General features: G+C 33.4%; 9 protein-coding genes. All 9 read right to left on the bottom strand.

Going from position 1 to position 13,422, the window contains the following annotated elements:
* Positions 1-2 precede the first annotated feature (2 nt).
* Positions 3-866 carry a prephenate dehydrogenase gene (locus Q0873_RS15575; RefSeq protein ID WP_299109014.1) on the bottom strand — a complete coding sequence of 288 codons (864 nt, stop codon included), beginning with the start codon at positions 864-866 and terminating at the stop codon, positions 3-5.
* The gene (locus Q0873_RS15570) at positions 866-2,008 is read right to left on the bottom strand and encodes an aminotransferase class I/II-fold pyridoxal phosphate-dependent enzyme (protein ID WP_299109012.1); all 1,143 of its coding nucleotides are present in this window, start codon (positions 2,006-2,008) and stop codon (positions 866-868) included. Before Q0873_RS15570 ends, Q0873_RS15575 begins: the two co-directional genes overlap by 1 nt.
* Positions 2,005-2,829, bottom strand: a complete 825-nt coding sequence (locus tag Q0873_RS15565) for a prephenate dehydratase (protein WP_299109010.1) — start codon at positions 2,827-2,829, stop codon at positions 2,005-2,007. The genes Q0873_RS15570 and Q0873_RS15565 overlap by 4 nt, the downstream gene beginning before the upstream one ends.
* A gap of 246 nt (positions 2,830-3,075) precedes the next feature.
* On the bottom strand, positions 3,076-4,098 hold the full coding sequence (locus tag Q0873_RS15560; protein ID WP_299109008.1) for a UDP-glucose--hexose-1-phosphate uridylyltransferase: 1,023 nt from the start codon (positions 4,096-4,098) through the stop codon (positions 3,076-3,078).
* Positions 4,099-4,100: 2 nt separating this feature from the next.
* Positions 4,101-4,541, bottom strand: a complete 441-nt coding sequence (locus tag Q0873_RS15555; RefSeq protein WP_299109006.1) for a nuclear transport factor 2 family protein — start codon at positions 4,539-4,541, stop codon at positions 4,101-4,103.
* Positions 4,542-4,544: 3 nt separating this feature from the next.
* A complete protein-coding gene (gene galK / locus Q0873_RS15550; protein WP_299109004.1) occupies positions 4,545-5,690 on the bottom strand; it encodes a galactokinase in 1,146 nt (381 codons plus the stop codon).
* Positions 5,691-5,694: 4 nt separating this feature from the next.
* Complete coding sequence (locus Q0873_RS15545; RefSeq protein WP_299109002.1) at positions 5,695-7,278, bottom strand: solute:sodium symporter family transporter; 1,584 nt, start codon at positions 7,276-7,278, stop codon at positions 5,695-5,697.
* Between the two features lie 2 nt (positions 7,279-7,280).
* The gene (locus tag Q0873_RS15540) at positions 7,281-10,325 is read right to left on the bottom strand and encodes a glycoside hydrolase family 2 TIM barrel-domain containing protein (RefSeq protein ID WP_299109000.1); all 3,045 of its coding nucleotides are present in this window, start codon (positions 10,323-10,325) and stop codon (positions 7,281-7,283) included.
* Between the two features lie 52 nt (positions 10,326-10,377).
* On the bottom strand, positions 10,378-13,413 hold the full coding sequence (locus Q0873_RS15535; RefSeq protein ID WP_299108997.1) for an aminotransferase class III-fold pyridoxal phosphate-dependent enzyme: 3,036 nt from the start codon (positions 13,411-13,413) through the stop codon (positions 10,378-10,380).
* Positions 13,414-13,422 lie beyond the last annotated feature (9 nt).

Here is a 13,422-nt window from a genome sequence, read left to right as displayed (position 1 = left end):
CTTTAGCGAAGTTCAACTTCTTTAATTCCGTTTAATATTTGTTTTATATGATTTGTGTTTTCCATTTCAGCATAAATAGCCGAAAATTTGTCTTGTTCTAATAGTGTTTTAAAGTATTGTAGGTTTTGAATATATTCTTCTAATGTTTCTATAACGTTGTTTTTGTTTTGTTCAAAAATAGGTGCCCACATAGCTGGTGAACTTTTAGCCAGACGTACGGTAGAAGCAAATCCACTTCCTGCCATATCGAAAATATCACGTTCGTTTTTCTCTTTTTCAATAACTGTTTTTCCTAGCATAAAAGAACTTATATGTGATAAATGCGAAACATATGCAATGTGTTTGTCATGAGATTTTGGATCCATATAACGAATACGCATTCCTAGTTTAGAAAAAATAGCCAAGGCTTTTTCTTGTAACTTAAATGCTGTTTTTTCTACTTCACAAATAATATTTGTTTTTCCGTTGAATAAATTATGAAGCGCAGCAGAAGGTCCAGAAAACTCTGTTCCCGCAATTGGGTGCGTCGCTAAAAAATTTCTTCTGTTCGGATGCTCTTTAATGATATCACAAATTTGTTCCTTGGTTGATCCTACATCTAAGACCAAACAGTTATCTGATATTTCATCTAATACTTTTGGTATTATTGTTAATGAAACATCTACAGGGATTGAAACAATTATAATATCTGCATTACTCAAATCTGAAAAAATAGCTTTTTCATGAATGATGCCTGCTTCAATAGCTTCCTTAATGTGGTCTTCATTAATATCTATTCCATACACAGTAGTATCTTTATATTCTCGCTGAATATCTAGAGCTAAACTACCTCCAATTAATCCTAATCCAATAATAAATACGTTCATTATACTCTACTAATTGCTTCTTTAATTTTTTCTTCAGGAACACATAAAGAAAAGCGAATATATCCTTCTCCTTGAGTTCCAAATACGGTCCCTGGTGCTACAAAAAGGTGTTTGTTGTATAGTAAATCATCAATCATTTCATCAGATTTTTTACCGTTTAAAAGCTTTGCCCAAACAAACATTCCTGAAGTGTTTCTGTCGAAACTACATTCTAACCTTTCAGCTAAATCAAAAATTAACTGTTGTCTTTTTTGATAAATTTTATTTTGAGTTTCAAACCAGTCATTTTCTAATTCTAATGCTTTGATAGCTCCTTTTTGAATTCCGTAAAACATTCCAGAATCCATTTGTGTTTTTACTTTTAAAACCTCATTTAAAAATGCTGGTTTTCCGATGAGTTTACCAACTCTCCAACCTGCCATGTTAAATGACTTACTCAATGAGTTTAATTCTAAAGCAATGTCTTTAGCTCCATCAACTTGTAAAATACTTTTAGGGTTATCATTTAAGATAAAGCTATAAGGGTTGTCATTTACAATTACAATTTGATGTTGTTTACCAAATGCAATTAATTGCTCATAGGTTTCTTTTAATGCTTTGGTTCCTGTTGGCATATGCGGATAATTAACCCACATTAACTTAACCTTGCTTAAATCCTGCTGAGCAAGTTTTTTAAAATTAGGTTGCCAATTATTTGCTGCATCTAGCTCATAGTATACCGATTTGGCTCCAATTAAATTAGTTACCGAACTATATGTTGGATATCCAGGATTTGGAATTAATACTTCATCTCCTTCATTTAATAAAGCTAAAGAAATATGCATAATTCCTTCTTTACTTCCCATTAAAGGAAGTACTTCATTTTCTGGATTTACTGAAACTTGGTATTTGTTTTGGTAAAACTTTGCTACGGCATTTCGAAATTCAGGTAACCCTTGATAACTTTGGTATTTATGAGCCCCTTCCTCAAATAAACTGTCTTTAATTGCATTGATAACAGATTGAGGTGGTTGTAAATCTGGACTTCCAATTCCTAAATTGATAATTGGTTTTCCTTCAGAAACTAATTGACGTACTTCTTTTAGTTTCTTAGAGAAGTAGTACTCCTGAACTGTGTTTAAACGGTTGGCAAACTGTATCATATTCTTCCGTTTTTATATTCTCCTAATACTTTAAAATCTTCCGCCATAATTTCAATAATAGATTTTGCTTTAGCATAATCTTCATATTGATTAAAAGTTACATCAACGAAAAAAGCATACTTCCAAGGAGTTTCAATTTTCGGTAATGACTGAATTTTAGTGAGATTTAACTTACAATCACTCATCATATTTAAAATTGCAGCTAAACTTCCTCTTTTGTGGTCTAATTCAAATTTTAAAGAAGCTTTGTTAATTTCACTTTTTCCATTTTTTGGAGGTTGCGTTTGTAAAATAACAAAGCGGGTAGCATTGTTTTTAATCGTTTGAATTTCATCTTCAATTACTTCAAGGTTAAAAATATCTGCTGCCATTTTTGGTGCGATAGCTGCTACTCCTTTTAAGTTGTTTTTGGCAATTCTTTCAGCAACCGCAGAAGTATCAACGTCTTCAACTAGTTTAATATGCTTATGTTGTTTGAAAAACTCTTTACATTGTAACAAAGCCATTGGATGCGAACAAACCTCTTTTAAATCTTCTATGGTTTGATTAGGCAATGCCATTAAGTGATGGTGAATAGGCAAGTAATATTCTCCTGAAATATGAAGGTTGTTTTTGTCGATTAATGCATAATTTGGAATTATAGAACCAGCGATCGTATTTTCTATGGCCATGATTCCTTGTTCACTTTCTTCTGAAAGTAAACTGTCAACCAAACTATCAAAAGACAAGCATTCATCTATTTGAATGTTGCTGTCATAATAGTTGTTTGCCACAATATGGTGGTTGCTTCCTTGTATTCCTTGAATGGCTATTTTTTTCATTTTGGCGTAAAAAAAAAGCCTCGATACTATCGAGACTTTATATTGTTTATATTTTTTTATGCTATTTAAAAATATGGTATAAAGTCTCTCCTCTTACTAAAATAGTAAAAGTAAAAATAGAAACCTTGCCATACATTTTGTAACATAACTTATCTTCTTGTTTTTGTACGGAACAAATCTTAGAAATAATTTTTATTAAACCAAATTTTTATTCAAAAAAAATAAAACTTCTTTTTGAGGGTGAAATTAATTGATAAAACTACGTAGTTGATTTGCAGCAATTTCTGCGGTGATATCTCGTTGAGGCATACCAAACATTTCATAACCAACCATAAACTTTTTTACTGTTGCACTTCTTAATAATGGAGGGTAAAAACTCATGTGCCAGTGCCAATGTTCATTGTTGTCGTCATTCACTGGAGCTTGATGAATACCACTAGAGTAGGGGAATGAACAGTTAAAAATACAATCGTATGCTTTGGTTACTTTTGAAATAGCTTCTGCAAAAGATTGAGTTTCCAATTCGTTAAGCTCAGAGATGTTTTGCTGTCTTTTTTTTGGAATTATAATTGTTTCGTATGGCCATACTGCCCAAAAAGGAACTAGTGCAACGAAATGTTCATTTTCAAATAGGATACGTTCTTTCTTTGAAAGTTCTTGTTGTAGATAATCTTCCAATAAGGAGTTTTTATGCGAGGAAAAATACTCTTTTTGCTGCGTATCTTTCTTTAAAACTTCATTTGGAATGCTAGACTGTGCCCAAATTTGCCCATGCGGATGTGGATTGCTACAACCCATTACAGCTCCTTTATTTTCAAATATTTGAATGTAGTTGATAAAATCATGTTGAGCAAGTTCAGAAAACTCATGGCTCCATGTATGAACTACTTTAGTGATTTCTGAAATAGACATATCAGCTAATGTTTTGGAATGATCTGCACTAAAACAAATCACCTTGCAAATGCCTATTTCTGAGGTCGCTTTTAATAGTCCATCCTCAAAGGTAAAATCAGGACTATTATTTTGTAATGCGGCAAAATCATTTGTAAAGACAAAGGTGTCTTTATAATTTGGGTTCTTTTCTCCATTAGCCCTACTATTTCCTGCGCATAAATAGCAGTTTTCATCATAGCTATGTTTTTTTTGAGCGACAACCGTTTCTTCTTGCCCTTGCCAAGGTCTTTTGACTCTATGTGGAGATACCAATACCCATTCTCCTGTGAGTATATTGTATCTTTTATGTGAATAATTACTAAGGTTAGTATTCATGGTTAACAAGAAGTATCAGCAATAATTTTCCATGTACCTTTAATTTTTTTAAAGATGATCATGAACACGCCATTTGCATTTCCAACAGAACGGGTTAAATGATATTCTCCCATGACAAAATAGGCTCCTTCATTTATTTTGCTAATGTCATTAATTTTAAAGTTTAGGGTTCCGCTATGTTCTTTTGTTGGGTATCCTTTTTTATAATTAGCTAAAGTTTTATTCCAACCATATGTAATACCACTACTACCGTAAAATTTTAAGGAATCACTTTTCCAATATCCTTCCATAAAACCTTCCAAATCATGATTAGACCAAGCTTTTTCTTGTGCTTTCATAATAGCTAGGATTTCTTTTTTGTCGGTTTCTTCAGATGATTGACTGATTGATTGTTGACATGAAAAGAAAAGTAAAATAGTTGCTATAAAAATGAATGTTCTCATATGTTATATAATTTGCGTTCCGTTGGCTGTTGTAACCTTGTAAACAGAACATTGTTTGTTGAATTTTAATTTGTATTGTTGTTGAATAGTTTTTAAAAAATCGTTTTTTTCTGAAGATCGAATAAGATTGAGTGTACAACCTCCAAAGCCACCACCCATCATTCTAGCACCTATAACAGCTGAAGATTCTTTGGCTTTTTCAACTAAGAAATCAAGTTCCTCGCAGCTGACTTGGTATTGATTGGAAAGTCCTTCATGTGATTCATATAACAAATTCCCTAGTGTTTGGATGTCACCTGTTTCTAAAGCTTTGCTAGCTAATAGAACTCGTTGGTTTTCTTCAATAACATATTGTGCTTTTTTATAGTCTTCTGGAGAAACGTATTCTTTTATACTTTCTAATTGTTTCTTAGAAACTTCCCTTAAAGAGTTTACTTTGAGTAAAGAAGCAATATGTTCACAGGTGGAGCGTCTTTCATTATACGCACTTTCAGCTAGAGAATGTTTTACGTTCGAATTGATAAGTACAATTTCTACATCATTTAAATGAATTGAGAATTCCTTATGGTTTAAATCCGAACAATCTAATAGTAGTGCTTTATTTTCTTTACCAAACATGGAAGCAAATTGATCCATGATTCCACATTGTACGCCTACAAAATTATGCTCCGCTTTTTGAGAAATGTATATCATTTCCTTTTTGGTAAGGTTCAAATTAAACGATTCATTTAAACCAAATGTAATGGCGTTTTCTAATGCTGCTGAAGAAGATAATCCTGCGCCACTTGGAATATCTCCACTAAAAATAATATTGAAGTTAGAAAGTTGTTTGCCTGTTTTTAGGATTTCACCAACCACTCCCAAAACATAATTTTTCCAGCTGTTTTCAGATAGGGGAGAAACATTGTTTAATTGAAATTGAAAACTCTCTCCAGCATCTAAGGCATGTACTGTTGATACATAATCGTTGGTTTTGGAAATAGCTGCATAGATTCCTTTATTAATAGCCGTAGGGAAGACAAAACCTTGATTATAATCTGTATGCTCTCCAATTAAATTAATACGTCCAGGAGAGAATATCAGTAACGGCTCATTCTTAAAATCAGCGATGAATTTATTCTTGATATGTTCCTTAATTATTAGGTTCATTTATTTATGAGAAATAGATGTATGAAAAAATTATAATGACACAAATAACAACTCCCGTTATTGTTACATATTTCCAAGGTGTAATGTTTACCTGTTTTGTGTAAGGTAAAGCAAAAGCTTCTTTTCTTGGGTGTAACTTTCCTATTATTAACATAATCAAAGCATTTAATACAAATAAAATAGCCATTACATGTAAGAAATGCGGATAGTTTTCTTCTCCAAAAACCAAAGGTTTTAAGATAAACTGACTAATAATATATAGTATAGATCCTGATATGATTCCAATTTTTGCAGCGATTGCAGGAACGTACTTGGTAAAGTATCCAACAATAATGATGGTTAAAATTGGAATAGAATAAATTCCATTGGCTTCTTGTAAGTAGTTAAAAATACTTCCTGCATACATTAGTAAAGGAGCTACACACATGGCAAGTATTGCTAAGAATACTCCAAAAGTTTTACCTGCTTTTACCACTTGTTGTTCGCTAGCTTCTTTATTAAAATGTGATTTGTAAATGTCTAAACCAAATAAGGTAACCGAAGAGTTTAAGGCTGAATTAAAAGAAGATAATATGGCTCCAAATAACACAGCAGCAAAAAAACCTACAAGTTCTACTGGTAGTACTTTTTTTACCAATTCAGGATAAGCCTCGTCTGGATTTTCTAAAGAGGTTCCAAACAGATAGAAAGCAATAATTCCGGGTAGTACTACAATTAAAGGTCCCAATATTTTAATAAAGGCGGCATAAATCAATCCTTTTTGTCCTTCTTTTAAATTTTTGGCTCCCAAAGCTCTTTGAATGATTGCTTGATTGGTTCCCCAATAAAATAATTGCACTAACATCATTCCTGTAAAAATAGTTCCGAATGGAATTGAAGACTGACTATCTCCAATAACATTGAATTTTTCAGGAGCTTTTTCCATTAAAGTAGAAATTCCTGTGGTTAAATTTCCATCACCAACCAATATCAATCCGAAAATAGGAATTAATAATCCACCTATTAATAAACCAATGGCATTGATGGTATCAGAAATGGCTACAGCTTTTAATCCACCAAAGATTGCATAAATCGATCCTATAATTCCAATTCCCCAAACGGTAATCCATAATGCGGCTGTTTTACTAACTCCTAATATAGTAGGGATATCAAACATGCTGTTGAGTGCCAAAGCTCCCGTATATAATACAATTGGTAACAATACAATTACATAACCCGATAAGAATAAACCAGAAGTAATAGTTTTGGTCATTTTATCGTAGCGAGTTTCTAAAAATTGAGGAACGGTAGTAATTCCTTCTTTTAAATATTTGGGTAATAACACAACTGCTGTAACCACCATAGCAATGGCAGCTAAGGTTTCCCAAGCCATTACTAAGATTCCTTCTTTAAAAGCAGCCCCATTTAATCCTACAATTTGCTCTGTAGATAAATTGGTAAGGAGTAAAGAACCTGCAATAACCCATCCTGTTAAACTTCGTCCTCCTAAGAAATAACCATCAGAGGTTTTCTCATTGGTGTTTTTACTTTTTACATAGGAGATAATGGCAACGAGTAGTGTGAAAGCTAAAAATGTAATAAACTGCATGATTATATTTTTTTAGGGTGAATTGTAAATGAATATGTATATCTTTTGTTAGCAGGAATGGTATACTCTGGGTGTACTAAACGTCCCCAAGAAGTATCGCCACCAACGCCCATTTGTAGATAATCAATATTCCATTGTATGGTATTTCCAATTTTAATGTCTGCACCATGTTTTTTAGTCACAGGAACTAATCCTGAAGCTGATTTCCCTGCTTCATCACTAGTGAAGTCTAGTTCCTTCATATGAAATGGCCATACACTACTGTTCAGTAATTGGTTTCCAGTAACTTTTAATTTTAATGTGTTAGAAGAAAGTTCTGCCCAACGGATATCTGTTTTGTTTCCTGTTTCTTGCGGACGAGAATATCTATGGAATTGTTCTTGGATTTTACCAGTGTAGATTCCTGTTTTTTGTCCAGTTTTTCTATCCCAATAAGACTCTTCTGGGCCTTTCCCGTACCAAGATACTTCGCTAAAAGTATTTGGTAAGGTTAGGTACATTCCTAATCGAGGTATGTTAGGGAGCTTCTTTTTTAATGCTGTAAAACCGTAGTCAATATGAAGTGTTCCATCATGTCCAATGATATAAACTATCTTTATTCTTCCGATATTTTCTGGTACATCATATGCTACTTCATAAGAAACTCCTGAGTTAGAGAGAGCAGGTGTTTTTAATAGTTTTGCTTTATAGTTATAAGAAGCTTCTTGCCATATTTTTGCCCATTTGTCCATTCCATTTCCTAAATCATTATCTGTAGGAGGACGCCAAAAATTTGGTTTCAAAGGGGAGTTGATAACCGTTTCTCCTTCATATTTCCATGAAATAATTTCACCAGTGTTTGCATCAATGGTGACATCAGATGTGTTATTTTTTATATGAAAGTTTTTTTCTGTTCTATTAATTTTTAATTCATCTTTTGAAGATGTATTTGGAGTATTTGATTGTCCTTTTTGAAGTGTAAATTCATCCCATGCAATTTCATGGCCTTCTGGAAGTCCGTTTTTTTCTTCTTTTTGATGTAAGCTAATTTGTAGTATATATTCTTTAGTAGAATCGAATTTTTGAGGTAATTTTTCTAATTGCCAAGTAAAATTTTGTTGAGGTGCTACATTAATTCGAATTCCTGAAGCTTTTATGGTAGGTTTTCCATCTTCTAAAAGTCTCCAGCTGATAGTTTTATCAGAAAAGTCAGTGAAAAAGTTCTTGTTGGTAAGTCTAATTTTACCATTACCTAGATGTTCAAAATGCGCAGGTTCGTATACTTTTTTTACTTCTGATAAATGTGGATGTGGATTTCTGTATGGGTCTACTAATCCGTTGTTTAAGAAGTTACCATCTGTTGGTAAATCAGGATGGTAATCGTGTCCATAAGCTAAGTAGGGCTTTCCGTTTTCATCTTTGTATTCTAAACTTTGATCTACCCAATCCCAAATATAACCACCTTGAAGGTTTGGATACTTTTCTATGATGTTCCAATAATCTTGTAGGTTTCCTACAGAATTTCCCATGGCATGACAGTATTCAATCATTACCGAAGGTTTATCAGAATCAGATTTTCCATGGTTGATTAAGTACTCAGGTTTTGGATACATTGGACAATAGATGTCTGTGTAGTCCTCCTTTCCAGCGGGTTCATATTGCACAATACGATTATCATCTTGTTCTTTTAACCATTTATAAGTAGCTCTAAATACATTTCCTTCTCCAGCTTCATTTCCTAAAGACCAAGAGTAAATAGAAGGATGGTTACGATCTCTATAATACATTCGTTTAGTACGTGCCATGTGAGCAGGGAACCAACTCATTTCATTTCCTATTTGTGTTTCTTCGGAAATAGCTAAAGGATGGCTTTCTATATTGGCTTCGTCAATAACATATAAGCCATAGGTATCACATAAATCCAACCAATAAGGATCGTTAGGGTAGTGTGAAGAGCGAACCGCATTGATATTGTTCTGTTTCATTAGTAAAATATCTTTTAGCATTGATTCTTTCGAAACTACATGTCCTGTATGTGGATCGGTTTCATGTCGGTCTACTCCCTTAAAATAAACAGCTTTTCCATTAATGAGTACTTGTGCATTTTTAATTTCTACTCGTTTAAAACCAATATTCTTTTTGATAAATTGATTATCGTTTAAAGAGATCTTGAATTTGTATAAATTCGGAGCTTCTGCCGACCATGCTTTTACATTTTCTAGAATTTTGTTTGTGCTAAATTCAATAGTTGTATTGGCTGGAATATTGATGTCTTCTGAAGCGATGATTTCATTTTCTAAGGAAACATCAAGTTTTTGAGTAACCTCTTTTGATGTATCATTGGTAATGGCAATTGTTCCGTTTAAAATTCCATTGGTATAAGAATTGTCCAAAGTAGTTTTTGCGTGATAATCTGAGATGTAAACTTTTGGTCTGCTATATAGATATACGTCTCTTTCAATACCACTCATACGCAGCATGTCTTGACTTTCAACATAACTTGCATCCGACCAACGGAACATTTGTAAAGCAATAAGGTTTACTCCTTCTTTTAAGTATGAGGTGATGTTAAATTCTGTAGGAGTTTTACTTCCTTGTGAATATCCAACATATTGCCCGTTGATATATAAATACATAGCCGATTTTGCTCCAGCAAAATGGAGGATAATATCTTCTGATAAAAATGAATTATCTAAAGTGATGTTTTTTCGATAAGTACCTACAGGATTGTAGTCTTTCGGAGCTTCTGGCCATTGTGTGGTAAATGGATAACGCTCGTCTAAATAAATGGGCTTTCCGAAACCTTCTACTTCCCAATTTGCAGGAACCGGAATGGTAGTCCATTGAGAGTCATCAAAATCTGTGTTATGAAATGTAGTAGGACGTTGTTTGGGATCTTTTACCCAATTAAATTTCCAATCTCCATTCAAGTTTAAGAATCGATTGGAATTTTCTTTCTTTGAAATGTCGTCTGTTTCAAAAGCAAAAAAAGAAGCTCGTGGAGGAAGTTTGTTTTCCTCAAACACTTGATGATTATAATGGTTTTTTTGCTCACTTACTTTTTTCAAAGGTTGGTTTTGACAACTTAGAATAAGAAAGGATAGCAGTATATAGAGAGCCTTAGATTTCATAATTAAGCATATAGTCTTCGTTAAAAATATTGGTTAGATATTGTATCAATTCTTCTGCATTGGCTTTTGAGAATACGATTGGAGGTTTTATTTTTAAAACATTGTTGTCCTTTCCATCAGTGCTCATCAGAATTTTATGATCTTTCATTCTGTTGGCTAAGTAAGAAGCTTGTTGTGTGAGTGGGTTTTTGTTTTTGTCAACCAATTCAAATCCTAAGAAAAGTCCTTGGCCACGTACATCTCCTATAATAGGAAACTTACTGGCAAGTTCTTGCAATTCTGTTTTTAGAAACTCTCCAACATGAAGTGCATTTTCTTGAAGTTTTTCTCTTTTTACGGTTTGTATTACTGCCGTACCAATAGCACAAGAAACAGGATTACCACCAAAGGTGTTAAAATACTCCATACCATTGGCAAAAGAGTTGGCAACTTCTTGAGTACAAGCTACAGCTGCTAAGGGATGTCCGTTTCCTAAAGGCTTTCCAATAGTTATGATGTCAGGAATTACATTGTATAACTGAAATCCCCAGAAATGTTTACCTACACGTCCGCAGCCTACTTGAACTTCATCAGAGATGCAAACTCCACCAGCGTCTCGAATATGTTTGTATACTTTTGGTAAGAATCCTTCTGGTAATTCTACTTGTCCACCGCAAGAAATAATAGGTTCTAAAATCATTCCGCCTACATTTCTCCCTTTTTGCTGAATGTTTTCGATGAGCTTTTGTACTTCTTCAGCATATTTATCTGCAGCATCTGCTTCTGTATATTTTCCTCTAAAGGTATCTGGAAGCGGAAAAATATGGGTGTACTCAGGTGCTCCTGTACCTCCTTTACCGTCAAATTTATAGGATGAAATATCAATACACATATTTGAATTTCCATGATACCCAACTTCAGAAGCAATAATATCACGCTGTTTGGTATGTGCTTTTACCATTCGAATAGCTAGTTCATTGGCTTCACTTCCAGAGTTAACAAAATGTAATACACTAAGCTCTGGAGGTAGGGTTTCTAGTAATTCTTTAGCAAGTTGATTAATATTTTCATGTAAATAACGGGAGTTGGTGTTTAATAAACTCATTTGTTGCTGACCAGCTTTTACTACAGCTGAATGCTCATGTCCAACATGTGCTACATTATTTACAGTGTCTAAATATTTGTTTCCATATTGATCGATCAAATACACGCCTTCTCCACGTACCATTTTGATAGGAATTTTGTATTGAAGACTTAAACTTTTACCTAAATGTTGTTTTCGGTAATCAATTAGTTCGGTGTTATTAGAAGTGTTAGCAATGTTTAGTGCATTAGCATTGAAAAGTAGATTCGGATTCGGACATAAACTTTTCCAAACTTCTTTTTCTGAAAAATAAGCTACTCCAGGAAAATCATTTTCAAAATTGAGCATAGAGAACAATAGTTGGAAATGTAGATGTGGTGCCCAGAATCCATTTTCTTGAGGGGTACCTAAAGTTCCTATTTGAGTGTCTTTAGAAATAATATCACCAACTTTTTTATTTTCTAAACTAGCCAATGATAAGTGTCCGTATAAAGAATAGAACTCAAAATCTGCTGTTTGGTGTTTTAAAATTATAAGTCCGCCATACTCTTTGTATTTGTTATTATCAGTAAGAACAGCAATTTCACCATCCATAAAAGCATGCACAGGCGTGTTTTCTGGTAGCCAGAAATCTACTCCCAAATGTACTGTCCTGCTTTCTCGTCCAGAATTTCCAATACGGTCATATTCCGAAGAAATATATAACGGACGCGCTTCTTCATAACCGCCTGCAATTATTTTTGTTGGATGTTCTTTTTGAAGTTGATTGATTTTAAACTGAAAAATATCAGGATCATTAAAATCAGAAGAATGACCTAGCCATTTACTTTCTATGCTTAAATCTAAAGGTGTAACTTCTTCCTTTTGAATTGTAGGGAAGATATCTGTTAGTTTATAGTTTTGTTGCGAAGCCCAGTTTTCAAAAGTTTTTTGATTAGGGTGAGGAAAGTATCCGCAAGCATCTCTAAAGGTAAAATAGGCAAAGTCTGGATCTATGGTATACCATTTTTTTAGTACTTCCCAAGCAGGTTTTTCAGAAATAAGCAGGTATTTGTTATCAGGTTCCTTTTGTTTGTTTATTGCTGATTTGGTCACAGAAATAACCAAGCGCATGGCAATAGAAATATATAAATATTGCAATTCCTCTTCTAGTAGAGGGAATGTGGTGTGATATCCTTTTATAATTGGTAATGACGCTTCCAACGGATTATTATGATGCATAATAGCATAGGCACAAGTAATGGCAACGTCATTAATTATTTGAGTATGAATGGCGTCTCCATAATCTATAGCGGCTTCAACCTTAGGAGATAACAAATCATTAGAAACAATAACATTATTATCGTTAGCATCATTATGAACTACTGCTTTTCTCAGTGAAGTGTATTCTTTTTGAAGGCTTTTAAATTGTTGCTGAAAATATGCTAGGATATCTTTTTCTTCAGAAGAAAATAAGTGTAAATGTTCTGTTGTCCATAAAGCTTGTGCAACATCCCATTCAAAAGTACGATGTGCTTCTTTGTGGTCAAATCCTTGTAGTGCTTGGGTTAATAATCCACATTGTGTTCCTAAACTGAAGCGCAAATCGTCTAGCTGTGGATTCACACTGCTCCATACTCTCCCAGAAACCCAAGTTAACAATCGTACTTTTCGTTTGCGACCATGATTGTCTATAATTTCAGAGATACTATTTCCTTCAAGATCTTTAATAACCTTAGGACTCACCAATGTTTCATTTTTCTGTTCAATAAACTGTAATAGTTTTTGCTGAAAATCTAAATACCCCTCGTCTTCTTCAGGTCGAGATACTTTTAAAATGTACTGGTAATTCCCTTCAACTTTAATTCTAAAATTAAAATCTAATTCTCCAGGTAGTTCTTTAGCAGCTCCTTTAATGTTGAATAATTTTAAAAGAATAGCTTCTGCTTGGGTAGTAGTTATTTTTATGGTGTTGTAGTTCATGAAAATAAG

The organism is uncultured Tenacibaculum sp., from assembly GCF_947498805.1.
Lineage (GTDB): Bacteria > Bacteroidota > Bacteroidia > Flavobacteriales > Flavobacteriaceae > Polaribacter.
This window is presented reverse-complemented; position numbering and strand designations above follow the sequence as displayed.

What these genes read in the sequence shown, in the direction of transcription:
- Q0873_RS15575 (WP_299109014.1), bottom strand. Translation starts at nt 866, where the DNA reads ATGAACGTATTTATTATTGGATTAGGATTAATTGGAGGTAGTTTAGCT.
- Q0873_RS15570 (WP_299109012.1), bottom strand. Translation starts at nt 2,008, where the DNA reads ATGATACAGTTTGCCAACCGTTTAAACACAGTTCAGGAGTACTACTTC.
- Q0873_RS15565 (WP_299109010.1), bottom strand. Translation starts at nt 2,829, where the DNA reads ATGAAAAAAATAGCCATTCAAGGAATACAAGGAAGCAACCACCATATT.
- Q0873_RS15560 (WP_299109008.1), bottom strand. Translation starts at nt 4,098, where the DNA reads ATGAATACTAACCTTAGTAATTATTCACATAAAAGATACAATATACTC.
- Q0873_RS15555 (WP_299109006.1), bottom strand. Translation starts at nt 4,541, where the DNA reads ATGAGAACATTCATTTTTATAGCAACTATTTTACTTTTCTTTTCATGT.
- galK (WP_299109004.1), bottom strand. Translation starts at nt 5,690, where the DNA reads ATGAACCTAATAATTAAGGAACATATCAAGAATAAATTCATCGCTGAT.
- Q0873_RS15545 (WP_299109002.1), bottom strand. Translation starts at nt 7,278, where the DNA reads ATGCAGTTTATTACATTTTTAGCTTTCACACTACTCGTTGCCATTATC.
- Q0873_RS15535 (WP_299108997.1), bottom strand. Translation starts at nt 13,413, where the DNA reads ATGAACTACAACACCATAAAAATAACTACTACCCAAGCAGAAGCTATT.